At 58.1% G+C, this 19,908-nt stretch carries 17 protein-coding genes, 1 tRNA gene and 1 pseudogene; 7 read left to right on the top strand and 12 right to left on the bottom strand.

What is annotated here, in order from left to right; all coding sequences use genetic code 11:
- The first annotated feature begins 10 nt into the window (after positions 1-10).
- Positions 11-910: an Fpg/Nei family DNA glycosylase gene (locus HDF12_RS07440; protein WP_179581899.1), complete on the top strand. Its 900-nt coding sequence runs from the start codon at positions 11-13 to the stop codon at positions 908-910.
- Positions 911-988: 78 nt separating this feature from the next.
- Here HDF12_RS07440 and HDF12_RS07435 read toward each other — a convergent pair whose 3' ends face one another.
- The gene (locus HDF12_RS07435; RefSeq protein WP_179581898.1) at positions 989-1,276 is read right to left on the bottom strand and encodes a hypothetical protein; all 288 of its coding nucleotides are present in this window, start codon (positions 1,274-1,276) and stop codon (positions 989-991) included.
- A gap of 108 nt (positions 1,277-1,384) precedes the next feature.
- Between HDF12_RS07435 and HDF12_RS07430 the strand changes: the two genes are divergently transcribed.
- A complete protein-coding gene (locus HDF12_RS07430; protein ID WP_179581897.1) occupies positions 1,385-2,467 on the top strand; it encodes an AI-2E family transporter in 1,083 nt (360 codons plus the stop codon).
- Between the two features lie 61 nt (positions 2,468-2,528).
- On the opposite strand, the gene polA is transcribed toward HDF12_RS07430, so the two are convergent.
- The 3 genes from polA to HDF12_RS07415 all read right to left on the bottom strand — a co-directional run bounded on the left by polA (position 2,529) and on the right by HDF12_RS07415 (position 7,305).
- Complete coding sequence (polA, locus tag HDF12_RS07425; protein ID WP_179581896.1) at positions 2,529-5,375, bottom strand: DNA polymerase I; 2,847 nt, start codon at positions 5,373-5,375, stop codon at positions 2,529-2,531.
- 76 nt (positions 5,376-5,451) lie between these two features.
- On the bottom strand, positions 5,452-6,546 hold the full coding sequence (queA, locus tag HDF12_RS07420; protein ID WP_179581895.1) for a tRNA preQ1(34) S-adenosylmethionine ribosyltransferase-isomerase QueA: 1,095 nt from the start codon (positions 6,544-6,546) through the stop codon (positions 5,452-5,454).
- A gap of 108 nt (positions 6,547-6,654) precedes the next feature.
- Complete coding sequence (locus tag HDF12_RS07415) at positions 6,655-7,305, bottom strand: lysophospholipid acyltransferase family protein (RefSeq protein WP_373563860.1); 651 nt, start codon at positions 7,303-7,305, stop codon at positions 6,655-6,657.
- 394 nt (positions 7,306-7,699) lie between these two features.
- On the opposite strand from HDF12_RS07415, the gene HDF12_RS07410 reads away from it, so the two are divergent.
- Positions 7,700-9,115: an outer membrane beta-barrel protein gene (locus HDF12_RS07410; protein WP_179581894.1), complete on the top strand. Its 1,416-nt coding sequence runs from the start codon at positions 7,700-7,702 to the stop codon at positions 9,113-9,115.
- Positions 9,116-9,138: 23 nt separating this feature from the next.
- Here the strand turns inward: HDF12_RS07410 and HDF12_RS07405 are convergent, their stop codons facing one another.
- Positions 9,139-9,438 carry a helix-turn-helix domain-containing protein gene (locus HDF12_RS07405; protein WP_179583456.1) on the bottom strand — a complete coding sequence of 100 codons (300 nt, stop codon included), beginning with the start codon at positions 9,436-9,438 and terminating at the stop codon, positions 9,139-9,141.
- An 87-nt stretch (positions 9,439-9,525) separates the two neighbouring features.
- Here HDF12_RS07405 and HDF12_RS07400 point away from each other — a divergent pair, with 87 nt between their 5' ends.
- Positions 9,526-9,891 carry a VOC family protein gene (locus HDF12_RS07400; RefSeq protein WP_179581893.1) on the top strand — a complete coding sequence of 122 codons (366 nt, stop codon included), beginning with the start codon at positions 9,526-9,528 and terminating at the stop codon, positions 9,889-9,891.
- 8 nt (positions 9,892-9,899) lie between these two features.
- Here the strand turns inward: HDF12_RS07400 and HDF12_RS07395 are convergent, their stop codons facing one another.
- From HDF12_RS07395 to HDF12_RS07385, 3 genes are all read right to left on the bottom strand, one after another.
- The gene (locus HDF12_RS07395; protein WP_179581892.1) at positions 9,900-11,144 is read right to left on the bottom strand and encodes an ABC transporter permease; all 1,245 of its coding nucleotides are present in this window, start codon (positions 11,142-11,144) and stop codon (positions 9,900-9,902) included.
- Positions 11,137-12,069 carry an ABC transporter ATP-binding protein gene (locus tag HDF12_RS07390; RefSeq protein ID WP_179581891.1) on the bottom strand — a complete coding sequence of 311 codons (933 nt, stop codon included), beginning with the start codon at positions 12,067-12,069 and terminating at the stop codon, positions 11,137-11,139. The genes HDF12_RS07395 and HDF12_RS07390 overlap by 8 nt, the downstream gene beginning before the upstream one ends.
- A gap of 61 nt (positions 12,070-12,130) precedes the next feature.
- Positions 12,131-13,363, bottom strand: a complete 1,233-nt coding sequence (locus tag HDF12_RS07385) for an MFS transporter (protein WP_257025404.1) — start codon at positions 13,361-13,363, stop codon at positions 12,131-12,133.
- 91 nt (positions 13,364-13,454) lie between these two features.
- On the opposite strand from HDF12_RS07385, the gene recG reads away from it, so the two are divergent.
- Positions 13,455-15,860, top strand: a complete 2,406-nt coding sequence (gene recG, locus HDF12_RS07380) for an ATP-dependent DNA helicase RecG (RefSeq protein WP_179581890.1) — start codon at positions 13,455-13,457, stop codon at positions 15,858-15,860.
- A 51-nt stretch (positions 15,861-15,911) separates the two neighbouring features.
- Here recG and HDF12_RS07375 read toward each other — a convergent pair whose 3' ends face one another.
- Positions 15,912-16,361 carry a response regulator gene (locus HDF12_RS07375; protein WP_179581889.1) on the bottom strand — a complete coding sequence of 150 codons (450 nt, stop codon included), beginning with the start codon at positions 16,359-16,361 and terminating at the stop codon, positions 15,912-15,914.
- Positions 16,362-17,021: 660 nt separating this feature from the next.
- Positions 17,022-17,996 carry a PhzF family phenazine biosynthesis protein gene (locus HDF12_RS07370; protein ID WP_179581888.1) on the bottom strand — a complete coding sequence of 325 codons (975 nt, stop codon included), beginning with the start codon at positions 17,994-17,996 and terminating at the stop codon, positions 17,022-17,024.
- A 326-nt stretch (positions 17,997-18,322) separates the two neighbouring features.
- Between HDF12_RS07370 and HDF12_RS07365 the strand changes: the two genes are divergently transcribed.
- Complete coding sequence (locus HDF12_RS07365) at positions 18,323-18,979, top strand: peroxiredoxin (protein WP_179583452.1); 657 nt, start codon at positions 18,323-18,325, stop codon at positions 18,977-18,979.
- 47 nt (positions 18,980-19,026) lie between these two features.
- Positions 19,027-19,102, top strand: a tRNA-Cys gene (locus tag HDF12_RS07360).
- 123 nt (positions 19,103-19,225) lie between these two features.
- Here the strand turns inward: HDF12_RS07360 and HDF12_RS23060 are convergent.
- Together HDF12_RS23060 and HDF12_RS23055 are read right to left on the bottom strand one after the other, a co-directional pair.
- Entirely contained in the window at positions 19,226-19,588 is a 363-nt protein-coding gene (locus HDF12_RS23060; protein WP_479729375.1) for an outer membrane beta-barrel protein, read from the bottom strand.
- Between the two features lie 29 nt (positions 19,589-19,617).
- Positions 19,618-19,830: pseudogene (locus HDF12_RS23055) on the bottom strand (uroporphyrinogen-III synthase); the annotation flags it as partial.
- Positions 19,831-19,908: the final 78 nt, after the last annotated feature.

Genomic DNA, 19,908 nt, shown 5'->3' with positions numbered 1-19,908 from the left:
CCCTCCAACCATGCCAGAGCTACCCGACATCACGGCCTACCTCACCGCACTCGAGCCACGTATCCTGGGCGAGCCCTTAACGCGCCTCCGCATAGCCAGTCCATTCCTCCTGCGGACGGTCCGACCCACCATCGAAGAGATCGAAGGCCAGACAGTTCGCGCCGTGCACCGCATCGGCAAACGCATCGCCTTCGAATTCGACAACGGTATCTGGCTAGTCCTGCACCTCATGATCGCTGGCCGCCTCCACTGGCGTCCCCTCGGCGCAAAACTCGGAGGCCGCAACAACCTCGCCGCCTTCGACTTCCCCAACGGCTCCCTCGTCCTCACCGAAGCAGGCTCCAAGCGTCGCGCCTCACTGCACCTCTTCACAAACGAAGCCGCCGCGCAGGTGATCGACCCCGGCGGAATCGACATCTTCACTGCCAGCCTCGAAGCCTTCCGCACCGCCCTTACCGCAGAGAACCGCACCCTCAAGCGAGCCCTCACCGACCCGCGCATCCTCTCCGGCATCGGCAACGCCTACTCCGACGAGATCCTCCACGCCGCCCAGCTCTCCCCCATCCTCCAAACCCATAAGCTCACCCCCGAGCGGTGGAAGCGCCTCTACAACGCAACTCGCGACACTATGCAGCTCTGGATCGACCGCCTCAACGGAGAAGCCGCACAAGCCTTTCCTGAAAAGGTCACAGCCTTCCGCAAAGATATGACCGTACACGGACGCTTCGGCCAACCCTGCCCCACCTGCGGTCAGCCCATACAGCGCATCCGCTACGCCGACAACGAGACCAACTACTGCGCCCAGTGTCAGACAGGAGGCAAAGTCCTCGCCGACCGCAGCCTCTCCCGCCTCCTCGGCAAAGACTGGCCCCGCACCCTCGACGAACTCGAAGCCCTCAAAAAACGCTGACCCGTAGCTAGTTGAAGCGTCTTTGCCGTTGCCTTTCTTGTTGTCATCCTCGAAGGGGATCTGCATCTACCCTTCCACTCACGACGAAGCCGCCTCCGGCCCCCGCGGCCCCTTCGCGCGCCGCAAAACCGTCATCGATACATAAGCCCCAATCCACGACCCCACCGCCGCAAAGCAGACATAAACCCAGTTCTTCGTATAACTGATCACGGCAAACGCCGACAGCAGATACCAGATGCTGCTCCACGTAGCCGCCGGCACGCGCCGTTGCGAAGAGACCGCCGCGTTGAACATCACGTATACAGCATCCGTAGCAGCGGTGGACAACAACACCCCAACTGCAAGCCAGGGTTCAAGATGCGCCATCAGCGAACCTCCTCGGACATTAATCGATTCCTCAATCGACCACGTATTCTAATCTCAGCCAATACCAGATACATTCGCATCTAACCCAACCACCGGAGCGTTTACCTCATGCAAGAAGGCCGAGACGACCGAGAACTCCCGCCCTGGAGACAGATCACCCTCTACCTTCTCACCCTCGCCATCCTCATCCTCTGCGCCTTGATCCTCCAGCCCTTCTTCTCTGCTATCGTCGGTGCCATCGTACTAGCGGTCGTCACCGAGATCCCGTATAACTGGCTCTCCACCCGCATCCTCCACCGCACCACCTGCGCCACTGTAGCCCTCATTCTCGTAATCCTCGCCGTCATCGTTCCCGGCTTCTTCTTGGCGCAGGAACTCGGCGAGCAAGCACTCAAGGCCATCGTCTCCCTCCGCAATCCCAACGCGCAGAACACGATTACCGACTACATCGGCAACCACCCCGCCCTCGCCAATCGCATCGAAGCCTTCTCCGCCTCCATTGACATCAACAACGCCGCCCGCACCACCGCCGCCTACGTAGGCAGCAAAGCCGCAATGATCCTCGGCAACTCCGTCCATCTCATCACCGAGATGGTCGTTATGCTCTTCCTCCTATTCTTCCTCTTTCGCGACCGCCATCTGGCCCTCGCGGCGCTCCGCTCCATCATCCCGCTGCGCGAAGACGAGACCAACGAACTCCTCGAACGCATCGACGACACCATCTACGCCACCTTCCTCGGAAGGCTCGCCATAGCCCTTGTTCAGGGAGTCCTCGCCGGCCTCGCCTTCTGGACCCTCGGCGTCCCCGGCGTCATCCTCTGGTCCATCACGCTCACCGCCTTCGCCATGATCCCAGCCTTCGGTGCCTTCCTCGTATGGGGCCCCATCGCCATATATCTCGGTCTCAACGGCCATTGGGGAAAGGCCGCGCTCCTCGCCATCTGGGGCGGACTCATCGTCAGCACCATCGACAACATCCTCTACCCCATCCTCATCGGCGGCCACCTGCGCGCCCACACCGCCATCATCCTCATCACCATTCTCGGAGGCATCGCAGTTTTCGGTCCCCTCGGCATCATCCTCGGCCCCGTCATCTTCACCATCGCCTCCACCCTGCTCGACATCTGGCACGCGCGCGTCAGCCAAATCGCCACGCAACCTGATCCGCTATCGAGTATCCACTCTCTTTAGAAGCGGAGACCATAATCACCCGTAGAACGATTCGTCAGCGTGTCGAAAATGGAGGAGACTATTATTTCATGTCGCGCCAGTTTTGACCGACGCCCACCTCAGCGACTATTGGAATGGAGAACTCGGCAACCTGCTCCATCTCTTGTTTCACAAGTTCCTGAAGCTCTTCAACCTCGTCCGGCACTACGTCAAACAGCAGCTCATCGTGGACCTGCAGAGTCATCTGCGATTTCAGTCTACGATCACGGATAAGTTGGTCGATTCTAAGCATAGCCAGTTTGATGAGGTCGGCAGCAGTACCTTGTAAAGGAGTATTGATCGCAGTCCGCTCCGCGAAACCGCGCATATTGGGATTGCGGGATTGAATATCCGGGATTGGCCGGATGCGACCAAAATGCGTTTTTACGGCCTGATCGCGACGCACTGTCTCGAGGGTCTCCTCAATGAAGCGCTGGACCCCTTTGTAGCGGTCAAAATAGGTCTCAATATAGGTTTTGGCGGTTCTTTGATCGATGTTCAGCTGCGCAGCGAGTCCGAACGGACTGATGCCATATACGATCCCGAAATTAACAGCCTTGGCGCGGGCACGGGTTTCTTTATCCATGGTGGCAGCGTCGACGCCGAACACCTCACTCGCAGTCAACGTGTGAATGTCTTTGCCTGTTCGATAGGCATCGAGTAACAAAGGATCCTGCGAGAAATGGGCCATCAGGCGCAGTTCGATCTGCGAGTAGTCCGCCGACATCAGAACATTACCCGGAGCAGGAATAAATGCGGCACGAATCTCGCGGCCAAGTGCAGTGCGAACAGGAATGTTTTGCAGATTTGGATTAGTGCTGGAAAGGCGACCGGTTGCCGTGCCGACTTGGTTGAAGGTGGTGTGAACACGGCCCATAGCGTCGGTAAGTTGCGGAAGGGAGTCGATATAGGTGGATTTCAGCTTCGCGAGCTGGCGGTACTCGAGCACCAGTGCTGGAACGGCATGATGTTCAGCAAGCTCCTCAAGCACATCCTGAGCCGTAGAAACGACTTTGCCTTTGCCATACTTCATCGGCTTGGGAAGGAGCATCTTGTTGAAGAGAATATCGCCGAGTTGTTTAGGCGAGTTGATGTTGAACCGATGGCCCGAATCTGCATAGATTCGATCGGCGAGATTATCCATATCAACGGCGAGTCGAGTGGACATCTCACCCAGAACAGCGGAGTCGATCCGAACACCAGCCTGCTCCATCCGCAAGAGAACAGGAACCAGCGGGAGATCCATCGTCTCGTAAATATGTGTGAGGTGAGCGGATTCGATCTGGCTACGAAGGATGCCGGAGAGGCGATGGACAGCGTTGGCGGCTTCAGGCAGGAGATTGGAAATCTCGGCATCACTAGGCGTCTTCGAAGCATGGGGGAGGGCGCGGTCGGTGAAGCGGGCTGTCACGTCAGGAAGAATGTGAGAGCCATGCGTCGGGTTGATGAGATAGCTGTAGAGCATGACATCGTCGCGGACTCCAGCCAATGTGATCTGATGAGGCTCGAGCGCACGGAGAACGGCCTTGAGATCATGAACGTGCTTGGGAAGTGTTGCGTCTTCAAGCGCCTCTCTTAGGCCGGGCGCCTGAAGGGATACGACCGTCGCAGAGGCAGCAGACGTGGTTAGGCCAATCTGAAGGACGGTCGAGGGAGCTGGCCTTCGCTGGTCCAGTGGTTCCGGTTCTTGGGTTGCGAAGAGGGACATGGACTTGGATGGCGATGGCTCGGGCTCAGCGTCTTCTTCCGTGGATACGTCCGCGCAGACCTCTTCCGCGAGAGCACGGGCGTCTTCAAAGACAGCTAATGTTAATCCCTTAATCTCTCCGGAAAGACCGGCCGAGCGGGCGTCTGCCAGCAATTCACTTATTTGCGCTGATGTCGGTATCAGATTGTATGTGATCGGAGTGTTGGCGGTAGAAGGAGCAAGTTCCTTCAGCAAAGTTGTAAATTCGAGCTCCGAGAAGAGTTCACGACACGCAGCATTATCGGAGGGCTGGGTAAGCATATCGTCTAGCTCGAAGTCGATAGGCACGCCGGTGTGGATCGTGACGAGTTCTTTTGAAAGGAGAATATTGTCGCGATTGTTTTGCAACGATTCGCGATACGTTTTACGTTTTACCTCATCGGCGCGGTCGAGCGCGGCCTCGACCGTACCGAACTGCTGAATGAGCTCGACGGATCCCTTATCGCCTATGCCTGGAGCACCGGGAATGTTATCGATGGAATCGCCGCGGAGGGCCATCACGTCAACCACAAGTTCGGGTGGGACTCCGAGCGCAGTTTCTACTCCGGCACTGTCAAGAATCAGGTTGTCTTTCGTTGGATTGAGAATGAACACATCTTCGTTGACGAGCTGCATCATATCCTTGTCGGAAGATACAACGTAGACCTTGTGGCCAAGAGCTGAGAGCTTACAAGACAGCGTTCCGATTACGTCGTCCGCTTCGAATCCCTCGTAACTAAGAATCGGAATGCGAAAGGCCTCAAGGGCGCGGCGAATGAAGGGGAGCTGTTGTGTAAGGTCGGCCGGCATCTCAGTTCGGTTGGCTTTGTAGCCGAGATAATCAATCTCTTCGAACTGCTGAGTCTTAATGTTGAACTTCTTGACCGACTTCATTTCGCGAGCACGCTCATCGCGGAAGACCGGGCCAGAGAGGTCGTAGATCGCTGCGAGGTAGTGAGGGGAAAAGTCTTTGCGAAGCTTGTTGATCATGTTGACGAACACATAGGTCGCCGCAGTAGGGATGCCAGTCCTCGTGGACATTGGACGCTGGCGCTGCATTGCGTGGTATGCGCGAAAGATGAACGCCATGCTATCAAGTAGGTAAACAGGAGGTTTGTTTTCGGACGAAGTGGCTGATTTTTCTCGATTTGCTGAGTTCGACATGGCTTGTTAGATGGTAGCGCGTGCGCGAGTGGTAGGACTTCAAACACGGAGATGCCGTAACCACGGAACTCCGTTTCTAGAGAAGAAGCATGCAGTCACCATAACTGAAGAATCGGTATTTTTCCCGAATGGCGTGTGCATAGGCAGACAGTACTAATTCTTTTCCGGTCTGACTTCCTGCGAAGGCGCTGACTAGCATAAGCAACGTGGATTGTGGAAGATGGAAGTTTGTGAGGAGACCCTTCACGATCATGAACCTATGGCCAGGTTGAATGAAGATGCTGGTTTGGCCGGTGTGGGGCGTAAGACGATCTCCCCCAGACGTTTGGGCGCAGTGTTCCAGCGTTCGGGTTGTGGTGGTGCCGGCTGCAATGATCCTGCGGCCATCATTGAGCGCGGCGTTGATGGCTTCAGCGGTTGCGGGAGGAAGCGTGTAATGTTCTGCGTGGAGGCGGATGTCACTAAGCTTTTCCGCTCTTACTGGCTGGAAGGTGCCGAGCCCCACGTGGAGGGTGATGGTCTCAATCTGGATGCCGTTTTGCTTGAGCTGGGCCAGGATCTCGGGGGTGAAGTGAAGGCCTGCGGTCGGGGCGGCGGCGCTGCCGGATTCTTGCGAAAAGACGGTCTGGTAGCGGTCGCGATCGGCATCGCTGTCCTCGCGGTGGATGTAGGGAGGAAGCGGCATGTGGCCTATTTTGTTGAGGATGGCGCTGAAGTCTGGGGCGGGAGAGAAGCGGAGGGTGCGTTCGCCGAATTCGGAGGCAGAGAGAATTTCGGCTTCCAGTAAGGGGTTTGCTTCGTTGGGGGCGTGGAAGAGGAGGCGTTCGCCGGGTTGAATTTTGCGGCTGGGGCGGACGAGTGCGGTCCAATCGTTCACGGCAAGTTGCTGGGTTAGAAGGACTTCGATACGGCCGGTTGGATTGGGAGAACTTTGCTGGGTTTGGTGGCTGCGGGCGCGGGTGGCGTAGAGTCGGGCCGGTAAGACACGGCTGTCATTGAGGATAAGGAGGTCGCCGGGTTCGAGGATTTGGGGGATGTTGCGAAAAAAATTGTCGTGGTACAGGCCGGTGGCGCGGTCGAGGACCAGCATGCGGCTGGAGCCACGAATCGCCGGTGGGGACTGGGCTATCAGCTCTTCTGGGAGGTCGAAATTGAAGTCGGATACGAGCAATCTATGTCAATTTTAGTGGTGAAATCGTGGTGAGTTGTGTGGTGGAACGTGGTGACGATGTGGTGTTTTGCGTGGTGGATTTTGACGACGAAAAATACGCCAACCTTTTCAACTTTTTTTTTGAGGATTGCTGATTCTGGATTCGGCCAATTCGACGGCGCGATCAAGGGAGGCCTGAACGGCTTCCTCGTTGGCGGTCGTCAGGAGGGGCCAGCCTATGAAGACTCTTGAGAAGGGCTTGGGGATCAGGAAGCGATCCCAGGAGCGCAATTTCCAGGCTCGCTCGGGGAGGACGTAGAAGGTTCCGACGGGGCTATCTACCAATTGGGCCAGCTGGGTGACGCCGGGTTTAGCGACCATGGCGGGGCCACGGGGGCCGTCGGCTGTGATGGCACAGTAGTGTCCGTCCAGGTAGGCGCGGTGCATGTTGCGCAGGCCGAGGGAGCCTGACCGCGAGCTGGAGCCTCGTACGGCCATGTAGCCGAGGCGCTCTACGGTGCGGGCGATCAGTTCGCCGTCGAAGCTGGGGCTGATGAGGATGGCGATGTCGTGGTTGCGGAAGTGCCAGGCGCTGGTGAGCAGGCAGCGGTGCCAGAAGGCGTAGACGGCTGGGGGCGGCGCGTCGAAGCCAAGGGGTGCGCCGGGGTCGCGGACGTCTTCAAAACGAAGGGTCATGCCGAGGACGCGGATGACCGCACTCGCGAGGCGGGGGGCGAGGGCGAGGGCGAGGCGTTGCTTGAGGGTGTAGGTGGAGGACACTTCGTTCAGTTTACCTATGAAGCGCGATGGCAGACATCTTGTCCTGCCGGACGGGCCTCCTGCGCGGAGCGCGGGCGCTCGCACGCCTTTTTAGAGCTTCGCCTGGTCCTCCCGTCGGTCGGCACGAGATCCTGACCCGCGACCAGCGGGAGCGCCGAGCAAAGCGGGATACCCGTCACGAAGTGACCGCCCCACGCGCAGGGGGCCCGTCCGGCAGGACATGGTCTCCAGAAAAAGAATGAAGAAGAAGTTATGCCCTTTACGATGAATTTACTGCGAACGTGATTTGCTTAATGCGTTTGCGAGAGGCGTGCCTATGCGTTGCTTCAATCGACTACTCCTTTTCTCTTTTTTTCTTGTTGTGTTCTCCCGGTTTGAAGCCGCCGCGCAGACAGTGGCGACTGCGCCCACGAATGCCGACGTTCAGGAGCTGAGGCAGACGGTGCGCGATCTTGCACTGCGGGTAAGCGCGCTGGAGGCAGAGCTGCACAAGGAGCGGCCAGTTGCGACGACGGAGATGGCTACGCTGCGGCCGGCGGTGCTGGTTGGCCCAGCTGCGGATGTTCGGAGCAGCGTGGAAGGTGTGTCGAGCAGCAGCGTCGCGTCTGTTCCGTCGTCTGCAGCAGTGAATCCGCAGACCGCTTCAACACCGACTTCGCCTTTGGCATCGGTCCTTCCGACACAACTGCCCGGCGGCGCTACGCTGAACTACACCTTTGACGGTTACTACGACTACGACTTCAATCACCCGATTGGGCGTGTGCAGTATCTGCGAGCTTACGATGTGCTCAGCAACGCGTTCAGCATCAACCAGGCTGATGTGGTGCTTGCGCTCGATCCGGATGTGGCGGCGGGCAGGCGGTATGGGGTTCGACTGGATCTGCAGTTTGGGCAGGCGACGGAGACGTTGCAGGGTAACCCGCAGAATGAGCCACGGCCGGATATCTACAGGAATATCTTTCAGGTTTATGGAACGTACGTCGTGCCCCTTGGTAAAGGCCTGACCGTGGACGTCGGCAAGTGGGCGAGCTCGCTAGGGATCGAAGGCAACTATACGAAGGACCAGGTGAACTATTCGCGGTCGTTCTTCTTCGATTATCTGCCGTTCTACCATGCGGGCGTTCGAGCGAGTTACAAGGTGAACGATAAGCTGGCGGTGAACTACTGGCTGGTGAATGGGACCGATCAGTCGGAGCCTACGAACTCGTTCAAGGACGAGCTGTTTGGATTTACGGCGCAGCCCGCAAAGAGCGTCCTTTGGAACTTCAACTACTACCTGGGGCAGGACCATCCCGATGCTGCCCCGGCTACGAACTGCACTGCTCCGGTGCAGCCTGGGCTGTGCCTTCAGGCGATTACCCCTGCACCGGATGGCAAGCAGCATATCTTCGACAGCTACGTGACCTGGAATGCGACCCCGAAGCTGGCGTTTTCGCTTGAGGGTGATTATTTGATCTCGCGGGAGTGGGCCAGTGCGGCACCTGGCGAATCTTCAGCGCCTTCGCACGTTGATGGCGGGGCGGCCTACGCGCGGTATCAGCTGACGCCGAAGACGGCGCTAGGCGGCCGCTTCGAGTATCTATCGGATCGCGGAGGGCTTTTCACCGGGACCACGCAGGCTTTGAAGGAGTTCACCGGGACCTATGAGTACAAATTTGGCGAGGGTTTCCTGACGCGTGTGGAGTATCGAAGAGACTGGAGCAACGTTCCGTTCTTTTTGACGAATAAGCCTGTAGTGCTGTCGCCGGATCAGCCTACGCTAACCGTGGGGATGGTGTGGTGGGTGGGTGGGAAACAGGGGGCCTGGTAGCTGCGATCGTTCGGGATAGCGGATCAGCGTTGCGCTCGCCCCTTCCACGGAGAGAGTGTCTTGTAACTGGGTAGAGCCGTTGCGTTGGATTTTTTTGCGGAGAGAAGACGGCGCTTGATCAGCCAGCGAACTGCGCTCTGTGCCGCACTTTTGCTGATGCCGATGTTTTCGGCCAACTCTCGATACCCGATCTGCACCTCGGATCCTCGCTGTTCGGCTTCGGCTGCGAGCCAGAGATAGACCAGGAAACTGGCAGGGCGGCGATCGTGTCCGACGAGGTCGCGCATCAGGACGTCGATGATGTAAGGATCGATCTCGGTCATGGCTGTACCAGCCAATACTATAGTTTTACGGAGGCAATTGCACTGACACTTCACGTCGCTTTAGTCTGCAGGACAAGGAGAACGGCGATGATTCGAGGCATTAAATTTGTTGGAGTTCCAGTTCGCAATCAGGATGAGGCGTTACGGTTCTGGACAGAGAAGGTGGGATGCAAGATTTCGACGGACCAGGAGATGGGTCCAGGGCAGCGATGGATTGAGCTTGCCTTCCCTGGAACGGAGACCGGTATTGCGTTATTTACCCCAGAGGGACATGAAGACCGCGTCGGAACGTTCCAGTCCATCAGCTTCTGGTGCGATGATGTCTTCGCAACCGCCAAGAGCCTGGAGTCGCGCGGTGTGGCCTTTGTGCAGGCTCCTCGAAAGGAAGATTGGGGAACGTCGGCGATCTTTGCTGACGCCGATGGAAATCAGTTTGTTCTGTCCAGCCGATAGCTGAGCAGCTAGCTGTATTTGAGCCAGCGGAGGATCTCGGGGAGGTTGGGCTTCTTACCGTACATGAGAATGCCGACGCGGTAGATCCGGCTCGCAACCCAGAGGATGGCGAGGATGGTGAGGCTCATGAGCACGAACGAGAGACCGATCTGCCAGGGTGGGACCGTGGTGAGGGAGATGCGGAAGTTCATCAGCAGGGGGCTGCAGAAGGGGATGAGGGAGACGATCTGCGCGAGGGTGGAGTTGGGTGCGCGCACGATGACGAAGATCATGAGAAAGCAGAAGGCGAGCGGGATGACGAGGAACATGTTGAGCTGCTGGAGTTCCTGCTCGGAGTTCGTCATGGCCCCTAGAGCGGCGGCGATGCTGGAGTAGACCAGGAAGCCAAAGATGAAGTAGGCGACGAAGAAGAAGATCTGTGTGGCACTGATGAGAGCGTGGCCGCTGCCGATAACGCCCGTTGCGAGCGAGGTTGAGCCTAGGGCTGCGGCGGCCAGCATCCATACACCCACCTGAGTGATACCGACTGCACCGACGCCGAGAATCTTGCCGGCAAGCATCTCGTCGGGCTTGATGGTGGAGAGCATGACCTCAAAGACGCGGCTGGTCTTTTCTTCAATGATGGAGCGCGCGGTGTTCATGCCGTAGAGCATGATGACCATGTACATGAGGAAGAAGAGGAGATAGGCGGCACCGAAGGCGGCGCGGCTGTCGCCTGTTTTGCTGGTGTCGATGGCGACGGGAGCCATGAGGGCGGCGATGTCGGACGGGCCCATCCCCTGGTGGGTAAGGCCTTCGCGGGTGAGAACATTTTGAATTGCGGTGGAGAGTGTGTCTTCGGTGGTGATGTCACCGGCTGAGCGCGGAACGTAGGTGAAGGTGGGACGTGCGTTCGGCTGTGGGGCAGGCGTAACGACGAGATAGCCGGTGAGGTCTCCTGATTTGCTTTGGAGATTGCGGTCGAGGTTGGCGCGGATTTCGTTGCTGTTGGATGGGGAGGTTGGAGCTAGAACTTCGATCGTCATGCCACTGTTTTTCCCGGTTTGGAGCTCCTGCTTGAGGTCGGCGGAGAAGGACTTGTCGGGCGAGACGATGGCGATGTGGGCGGAGGACTTTGTGCGAGAGGCGAGATAGCCGCTGCCGAAGACGAAGGCTCCCATGAAGAGCGGAATGAGGATGGTGGCGATAAGGAAAGCTTTGGTGCGAATGCGTTCGAGGTACTCGCGTTTGGCGATGAGCCAGATGTTATGCATGAACTTTTTCTCCAGCCGGGACGCCGGTAGATTCTTCAGTGACCTTCTCGATGAAGATCTCTTCGAGTGTCGGCTCCATGACTTCGAAGCGGGTGATGCGGGCGCCGGTGCGGATGGCGTCGGCGAGGAGGGCCTGAGCATCGGCTCCTTCGTTGAGGCGGATCTCGGCGTGGCCTCCGTAGTTCTTCGCGGAGTGGATGGTGGGGTGGTTGAGGAAGGAGTCGTCTCCGGTGAAGTTGATGAGGACGCGGTTGACGGGGTAGCGAGATTTGATCTCGCGCATGGAGCCGGAGAGGACGAGGTGGCTGTTGTGGATGAGGCAGATGTTGTCGCAGATCTTTTCGACCTGATCCATGCGATGGGTCGAGAAGAGGATGGTGCGGCCTTGTTTGCGGAGGTCGACGAGGGTGTCCATGAGGAGGACGGCGTTGACGGGATCGAGGCCGCTGAAGGGCTCGTCCATGATGATGAGCTCGGGCTCGTGGAGGAGCGTGGAGATGAACTGGATCTTCTGCTGCATGCCCTTGGAGAGCTCTTCGGTCTTCTTGTCGATGGAGGGGGTGATTCCGAGGCGGTCGCACCAGTCGTGTGCGCGCTTTGAGGCGGTGGCGGCGGTGAGACCGCGGAGCTGGCCGAGGAAGATGAGTTGGTCCATGACCTTCATCTTTTTGTAGAGGCCGCGCTCCTCGGGGAGATAACCGACGCGCTTGAGGAGGTCGCGGTTGAAGGGCTTGCCGAAGAGGCTGACGGTGCCGGAGTCGGGGACCGTGATGCCGATCATCATGCGGATGGAGGAGGTCTTGCCGGAGCCGTTGGGGCCGAGGAGGCCGAACATGCTGCCAGGCTCGATGGTGAAGCTGAGGTCTGCTACGGCGATCTTGGTGTCGTAGGCCTTGCGGACGTGTTGCAGTTCTACGATGGACATGGGTTCTCTTGTATTCAGTTAATGCAAGTTTAGCAGGGGGTTCAGGGATCTTTGTGTGTCGTCAAAGTACGGATAGCTGCTCGGCGATGCGGGCGTCGCGGTGTTTGCGATCGAGCCGGGCGGAGAGGATGGCGAGAATCAAGGTGACGAGGGTGACGATGATGCTGGCCAGAGGGAGTTGGCGGTAGGTGTAGCCGGCGGTAAGCATCATGCCGCCGAGAGAGGCTCCGGTGGCGTTGCCGAAGTTGAAGGCTCCCTGATTGAGCGTTGAGGCGAGGTTGGGAGCGGCGGCGGCCTGGTCGACGATGCGGGATTGGAGCGGGGCCCCGGCGGCGAACTGGATCGCTCCCCAAATGAGGATCATCGCGATGGCGGGGACGACGTGGGGTTCGGCGTAGTAGAGAGCTGCCAGAGAGGCCAGGAGGGTGAGGAGTGCGCCGATGAGGAAGGCCATGGGGCGCCAGTCGCTGAGGGTGCCGCCGAGGAAGTTGCCGACGGTGATGCCGACTCCGAAGAGCAGAAGGGTGAGAGTGACGGCGTGAGGAGAGACCAGAGTGACGGCTTCGAGAGTGGGGGCGATGTAGGTGAAGACGCAGAAGAGCGAGGCTGAGGTGAGGACGCTCATGGCGAGGACGAGCAGGACCTGCGGCTTGCGGAGGACGCGGAACTCGTGGAGGAGACCGCCTGAGCCTGGAGCTTGTCGGGGGACAAGGAAGAAGACTGCAGTTGCGGCGAGGAGGCCGATGGGGACGATGGCCCAAAAGGCGACTCTCCAGCCGTAGGCCTGGCCAAGTGCGGTGCCGGCTGGAACTCCCAGGACGTTGGCCAGCGTGAGGCCGGAGAACATGAGCGCGATCGCCTGGGCGCGCTGATTGCGCGGGACGAGATTTGCAGCGACGACACTGCCGATGCCGAAGAAGGCTCCGTGACAGAGGGCGGTGAGAACGCGGGCGGCAAAGAGGAGGTTATAGGTCGGAGCTATGGCGCAGGCCAGGTTGCCGAGGGTGAAGACGCCCATGAGGAGAAGAAGGGCGAGTTTGCGCTCGAGGCGGGCGGTGGCGATGGCCACGATAGGAGCGCCGATGGTGACAGAGAGCGCGTAGCCGGTGACGAGGACGCCGGCCTTGGGAATACTGACGTGGAAGTCGTCGGCGAGGTTGGGCAGCAGACCCATGATGATGAACTCGGAGGTACCGATGCCGAAGGCGGCTACCGCAAGCGCCATCAGCGGCGTGTGCAGCAGGATGTTCTTACGCTCGGCGATTAGTTCTGAGCTCTCTTCAGGGGGAGGCATTCTTTTATTGCAACATATCTTCTGTCAATACTGAAAGGCTGTTGTGGAAGTGCGGCAATTGGAGACGGCGGGTTCTTGGTAGCATCGGTCTGTGCTGGAACTTTCTACACCTATCAAGTTTGTGAAGCTCGTGGGGGAGCGGATTGCGGTCGAGCTTTCGAAGCGCGGCGTCGAAACCGTGGAGGATCTGCTGTATCACCTGCCGTTTCGGTACGAGGATCGCCTGAATCCGGTGCCGATGAGTGAACTGAGGGCGGGAACGATGGCGTCGGTGATCGGCGAGGTGCGGGGAACGGTGCTGCTACAGACGCGGAGTATGCCGCTGTTTGAGATGACGGTGGGACAGGGACTTAGCACGGTGAAGTGCATGTGGTTTCGCGGGACCTATTTGAGGGATAAGTTTCACGTGGGACAGATGGTTGCGCTGTATGGAAAGCTGGAACCTTCGCGGAGCAGCGCAGGAAAGTTCAAGATGATTCAGCCGCAGTTTGAAGTGCTGCCTTCCGGCGGTGGCGCGGAAGCTGAGTTTTCCATGCTCGAGGTCGGGCGGATCGTGCCCGTATACGAGTCGCTGGGGGGAACGACTGCGTGGGGGGCGAAGCTGGGTTCGAAGTGGCTCAGGCGGGTGATCTGGGCTCTGTTTGAAGAACTGGAAAAGCAGCAAGTCAGCGAGTCAGCAAGTCAGGCTGAGACCTTGCCTGGCGCCATGCGAGCCAGGCTTTCGTTTCCGGAGCGGTTGAAGGCGTTGAAGGCTGTGCATTTTCCTGAAGCCGGAACGCCTATGGCAGAGCTGGTGTCAGCGACGACGCCTGGACATCGACGACTGATCTTTGAAGAGTTTTTTTATCTTGAGCTTGGGCTGGAGTTGAAGAGACGCCGGATGCGGGAGCGGGAGGGCACGGCGTTCGTGACGAATGTGAAGGTTCGGGAGGCGATCAAGCAGGTGCTTCCCTTCCATCCGACTGCGGCGCAGAAGCGCGTGCTGGGCGAGATTGCGAGCGATATGCGCAGGCCACAGCCAATGCGGCGATTGCTGCAGGGCGACGTGGGATCGGGCAAGACGATCGTCGCGATGCAGGCTGCGCTGGTGGCGATTGAGAATGGTTACCAGACGGCTCTGATGGCGCCAACGGAGATTCTAGCAACGCAACATTACCTATCTGCTCGGAAGCTGCTGGGCGATGTACTGTCGCAGCGAACCGGAAGGCCTTACCGGGTGACGCTTCTGACCGGATCGCTGGATGAGGCAACGAAACGCGAGGCACGCGGGAGAATCTTTCGCGGCGAGACTGATCTTGCGATTGGGACTCATGCGTTGATTGAGGATAAAGTCGACTTTGAGAACCTTGGTCTCGTGATCGTTGATGAGCAGCACAGGTTCGGCGTGCAGCAACGATTTCGATTGATGAAGAAGCCGGGAGCGCTCGATCCGGATGTGCTGGTGATGACGGCTACGCCGATTCCGCGAACGCTTGCTCTGACTCTGTATGGCGATCTCGATGCGAGCGTGATTGATGAGTTGCCGCCGGGACGAACTCCGATTGTGACCAGACGAACGACGGAGGAACGAGCGGAGGATGTATGGGGTTTTGTCCGTAAGCAGGTTGAGGCGGGACGCCAGGCTTACATCGTCTACCCGGTGATTGAAGGGCCGAAGCACGATCAGCCAGAGTTGGATTTTCCGCAGGATGTTGAACCGGACGCGGGCGAGGCAAGCCTGAAGGCACAAGCAGATTCCTCCGCTACGCTGCGGAATGACAACAAAAAAACGGCGGCGGGAAAGAAGACGAGAGTTTCGAAAGCCGGGAGTGCGAAGGGCGGCAGTGTGAAGGCCAGGGGCACGAAGTCTTCTATAAAGACGGAGAAGCTGTTTGAGCCGAAGAGGGCGCTCCGAGCTGCGACGGATATGTATGAGGAGCTGCGGATGGGTCCGCTGAGCGGACTTCGCCTTGGATTGCTGCATGGACGCTTGAGCGCCGACGACAAGGACGTAACCATGCGGCGGTTTCAGCGAGGCGACCTTGATGTATTGATCGCTACTACCGTTATTGAAGTCGGCGTCGATGTACCGAATGCTTCGGTGATGGTGATCGAGCATGCGGAGCGGTTTGGGTTGGCGCAGATGCATCAGCTGCGCGGACGTGTTGGACGCGGCGCGGCGAAGAGTTTTTGCGTGTTGATGACAGGCGGAACGGTGAGTGAGCAGGCTGAGGCTCGGCTGGATGCGATGGTTCGTACTCAGAATGGGTTTGAGCTGGCCGAGCTTGATCTTCAGCAGCGCGGACCAGGAGAGTTCTTCGGGACACGCCAGGCCGGAATGCCGGAGTTTCGTGTTGCGAATCTGATACGCGATCGTGCGCTGTTGGAGTTGGCGAAGACAGAGGCAACCCGATTTGCATCAGAGCCCGATCCAGCCGTTTCGAGTGAAGAGAAGCAAGCGGTGTGGGCGCGGCTGAAGATGCAGTGGCAAAGAAAGTATGGTTTGGTCGAGGCGTGATTTTCCCAACTGCACTGCCAACCTAGAGACCGCTCTCCCTTGCCAACGACGTCAACTTGCCGTGGCGTGAGTAAAAGAACCAAGCTGCGGAGATTGCGATGGCGACGCAACGATGGCCTTCTTCGGGCCACGCTTGCGCGCTACGAGGACTCGAATACGTTCGATCATCTCCGCTGGGGACGAGGCTCCCTTGGGGAGGAAGACGTCGGCATGGACTGCGCGGTCGAAGGCATTGACGGTGCCGGAGACAATCATCGCGGGCAAGCCGGGATGGAGTTGTTTGGCTCGACGAACCAACTCGTTGCCGTCCATCTGCGGCATGATGAGATCGCAAAGGATGAGATCCAGCGTGCCTGGGAGATATTGATCGAGGATGGTCAGCGCTTCCTGTGCGCTGCGGGCAGCGACGACACGATAGCCACGGGTTTCGAGCAGGAAGGTGCGGACGGAGAGAATTTGTTCGTTGTCATCTACGCAGAGAATCGTCTTCTTGGGTCGCATGCAGTCTCGCTTCTGCCGGACACCACCTTCTGGTGGCTCGCGGCCGATGGGGCCAGTCCGACGTGTCTGCTGGTTTGCAGGCACGCCGGTCTGGTGTTGTTCAAAACTTCCCCGTGGCTCAGCCGGATGCGGCTCTTCGGTGCGTAGTGGGTCCGCTGCTCCCGAGCAGAGAAGACGGAACGAGCAAAGCTCTCCTATCTGCTCCACAAGGGATCAGGGCCAACTGTCCAGCGAGCTAAGCTGCCGAACCGCGGGGTGCGAGAGAGGCTGTAGGCCGGCGCAGGTTGCCACGCGGCTCCAGGAGCGCAAGAGATCCTTCTGCTGCGGATACGGTGAGTGCCGATGATGGGAATGTCCACATCGACCTCACTGCGTTTGCAGGCAGCGAGACTGCGCTGGGGAGTCGCGACTGCGAGGCAGTCGAGCTTCTCTCAACTCAAATTGTCAGATAACAGGCGAAAGCACTCATCTCCAACGACGCTACATATTGCATGCAAGGTCGCCGTCAACGCTTTCCAACAGTACGAATGAGCCGGTCACTTGGCAAGCGGCGAAGTTTGAGCGAAGACTGACAATATTAGAGCTTGCACATCCACCGATGCGCGGAAGCCACCGTATTCATTGACGATTCACGATGGTCGCCTGTTGAAATCGAGTGCATCACGGCAGGAAAAAGCGTCCCATTGCAACAGGAATGGTGCGGCCACCGACGAACACTTTTGTGACGACTCCATCTTCGATCACTGCGCTGATATGAATGCGGCTGGGACGAAGCATCTCGATTCCCTGTTCAATGACGATCTGTTGACCACTCGCAACGAGGCCATGACGGACGAGGTAAGCGATCGTGCATCCAGAGGCAGAGCCGGTTGCAGGATCTTCGCCTGAATCGAACTGCATGCGTGCGTGCCATTGTGCTGTTGAGTTCTCATTAGCGGGAGTAATACAGTGAAAGAATTTTGCACCGACTCGGTCGAGAAATGGACGGGAGTTTTGCGTGGTAATGCGAAGCCGGCTCGCGACCTCGAGCGATCGCAAGGGCACTATGCAGAACGCCATGCCGGTGGAGATGACCTGCGCGGATAGATGCGGATCGAGGTCGTCGATGGCGAGGCTGAGCGCGTTGGCGACAGCTGCACGGTCGTCGAGGCTGCTGAGAACTTCGCCAAAGGTGGGATCGTTCTGCTGCATGGTGCCGAAGACTCCGATCTCTCGAGGTAGAGGCGTCTGGAAGCGAATCCGGATTGGACCGATACCAAGATCGAGAGTGATCTGCTCCGCGCCACGGAAGGTTGGATGATTGAAGTAGAGCCAGCTGGCGGTTCCGAGGGTTGGGTGGCCGGCGAAGGGGACCTCTTCGGTGGTGAGGAAGATGCGGACCTGAATGCCGCGTTCGCGCTCGATCTCCGGATCTCGGGGAAGGATGAAGGTGGTTTCACTCAGGTTCGTCTCGCGCGCAAGGGCTTGCATCTCGTCGGTGGAAAGGCCACGAGCGTCCGTAAAGATGGCGAGGGCGTTGCCTTCAAGAGGGCGTTCGGCGAAGACGTCCACCTGGGCGAAGTCGTAGATGCGAGAGGACGCGGAGTGGTTTGCGGCGAAAGCTGCAGGGGCAGCCGCGGGATCGTCAGTTGACATAGAGTCTCCTCGGAAGTATGGTTTGAAAAGACCGCGATGGGGCAAACCGGCCTCATGCTAGCTTAGCTGGCTGCGGTATAAAACATTTGACTATGACGATAATGCCAAACACGATGCCCACTCTCTGCTGCTGCTGTTGCTGTAGCCCAGTGTGGGTGTGTGGATGAGCTAATCGAAGCAGACATCTTCGAGCAGCACAGAGACCCACCCAGAGCGAACGAGCCGGGTGGGTTTTCTACGTTGAGCCGGGCAACTCGAGCCATCGTTGGACGCGTTTATTTTTAGCAAAGGAAGATTGGGTGAACCCCAAAGAAGGCGAATCGACTATGTCACTCCGCATTAATGATATTGCTCCCGATTTCACCGCTGAAACTACCCAGGGCACGATTCATTTCCATGAGTGGATTGGTGATAACTGGGCTGTTCTCTTCTCGCACCCGAAGGATTTTACGCCGGTGTGTACAACCGAACTCGGTGCGGTAGCGAACCTGGAGAGCGACTTCGCAAAGCGCGGTGCCAAGGTGATTGGGCTCAGCGTGGACCCGGTCGTCAACCACCAGAAGTGGGCCGTGGATATTGAAGAGGTCGGAGGCGCGAAGGTGACCTATCCAATGATCGGCGATCCGGAGTTGAAGATTGCAAAGCTGTATGACATGCTTGCGGCCGATGCGGGCGAGACTTCAGAGGGGCGGACGCCGGCGAACAACGCGCCGGTGCGGACTGTGTTTGTGATTGGACCGGATAAGAGGATCAAACTGACGCTTGCGTATCCGATGACGACAGGACGCAACTTCGATGAGATCATTCGCGTGCTTGACTCGATGCAATTAACGACCAAGCATAAGGTGGCGACACCAGCCAACTGGAAGCAGGGCGATGATGTCATCATTACGGGAGCGGTCTCCAATGAAGACGCCGATAAGATCTTTCCCGGTTACAAAACGGTGAAGCCTTATCTGCGTACGGTGGCACAACCGGAGTAGAGTGAGACCAGGGTTGCCGCTATAAGTTTGTTTCGCGGCGAACAAGGGCACCGATGGCGAAGTGGCTAACGCGCTGGTCTGCAAAACCAGTATTCATGGGTTCAAATCCCATTCGGTGCTCCAATAAAAAACGGTATTCAGCTCAGTCGACACATCAGCTTGCCGTCTCCTTCATGCGCCGTTCGAGGATACTCTTGACCGCTCCTGTGAGCTTGATACGACGCATGCGGGTTGAATAGGTAGTCCTCAGACAGATGAACATTTTCCGGCCCGTCCATAAAAGAGTTTTCTGCGCGCGCTTACTTCAAAACGAGAACTTAGCTGCAAGCTGGACGAGACGAGGGCTGCGGCGCTGACGATTTTGCCGAAGTTTTGTGTGTCTTCGACTTGTCCATCGACTGAGGCGGGGCCGTAGAACTGACTGTGGTTGAAGGTGTTGAAGGATTCCAGGTGAAACTCCAGAGATTTTGCGTCTGCGAAGCGAAGGTTTTTCTGGAGGGCCATGTCGAAGTTGTTGATGCCGGGGCCGTAGAAGATTCGGTGCTTGGCGTTTCCGAGTTCGCCGAGATTTTCTTCTGGAAAGAGTGCAGTGTTGAAGGCTCTTCCGATGTGACATCCACCGCAATCTTCAGGTCACGAAGCACCGAACTTGGCTTCGCACTACGCGCGGCGATCTTCACCTTCCGGAGCGCCGCAAGAAACTCATCCCGGTCATAGCGAGTCTGAACGATCTCCAGCATCGCACGCACACCCACGCCTGTCATGAAGAGGATCAGGTCGTAGTTGCCCGCAAGCAGCTTCGCGGCAAACTCCAACACATGCTCGTTCGATTCCAACCCTACCTCACGCATCGACGGCACAACAATCGGCTCGCCGCCGTACGTGCGGATCAGCTTTTCGACCTCTTTCGCTCGGCGAGATTCGAGCGA

Origin of the sequence: Tunturiibacter gelidiferens (assembly GCF_013410115.1) — a bacterium.
In the GTDB taxonomy this organism is placed as follows: domain Bacteria; phylum Acidobacteriota; class Terriglobia; order Terriglobales; family Acidobacteriaceae; genus Edaphobacter; species Edaphobacter gelidiferens.
This window is presented reverse-complemented; position numbering and strand designations above follow the sequence as displayed.

Bases quoted from the DNA above. Each gene is read 5' to 3' on its own strand.
- HDF12_RS07390 (WP_179581891.1), bottom strand. From the start codon at position 12,069: ATGTCCATCGTAGAACTGCAACACGTCCGCAAGGCCTACGACACCAAG.
- HDF12_RS07370 (WP_179581888.1), bottom strand. From the start codon at position 17,996: ATGTCAACTGACGATCCCGCGGCTGCCCCTGCAGCTTTCGCCGCAAAC.
- HDF12_RS07400 (WP_179581893.1), top strand. From the start codon at position 9,526: ATGATTCGAGGCATTAAATTTGTTGGAGTTCCAGTTCGCAATCAGGAT.
- polA (WP_179581896.1), bottom strand. From the start codon at position 5,375: ATGTCGAACTCAGCAAATCGAGAAAAATCAGCCACTTCGTCCGAAAAC.
- HDF12_RS07395 (WP_179581892.1), bottom strand. From the start codon at position 11,144: ATGCATAACATCTGGCTCATCGCCAAACGCGAGTACCTCGAACGCATT.
- HDF12_RS07435 (WP_179581898.1), bottom strand. From the start codon at position 1,276: ATGGCGCATCTTGAACCCTGGCTTGCAGTTGGGGTGTTGTTGTCCACC.
- HDF12_RS07405 (WP_179583456.1), bottom strand. From the start codon at position 9,438: ATGACCGAGATCGATCCTTACATCATCGACGTCCTGATGCGCGACCTC.
- HDF12_RS07385 (WP_257025404.1), bottom strand. From the start codon at position 13,363: ATGCCTCCCCCTGAAGAGAGCTCAGAACTAATCGCCGAGCGTAAGAAC.
- HDF12_RS07440 (WP_179581899.1), top strand. From the start codon at position 11: ATGCCAGAGCTACCCGACATCACGGCCTACCTCACCGCACTCGAGCCA.
- HDF12_RS07430 (WP_179581897.1), top strand. From the start codon at position 1,385: ATGCAAGAAGGCCGAGACGACCGAGAACTCCCGCCCTGGAGACAGATC.
- HDF12_RS07375 (WP_179581889.1), bottom strand. From the start codon at position 16,361: ATGCGACCCAAGAAGACGATTCTCTGCGTAGATGACAACGAACAAATT.
- HDF12_RS07365 (WP_179583452.1), top strand. From the start codon at position 18,323: ATGTCACTCCGCATTAATGATATTGCTCCCGATTTCACCGCTGAAACT.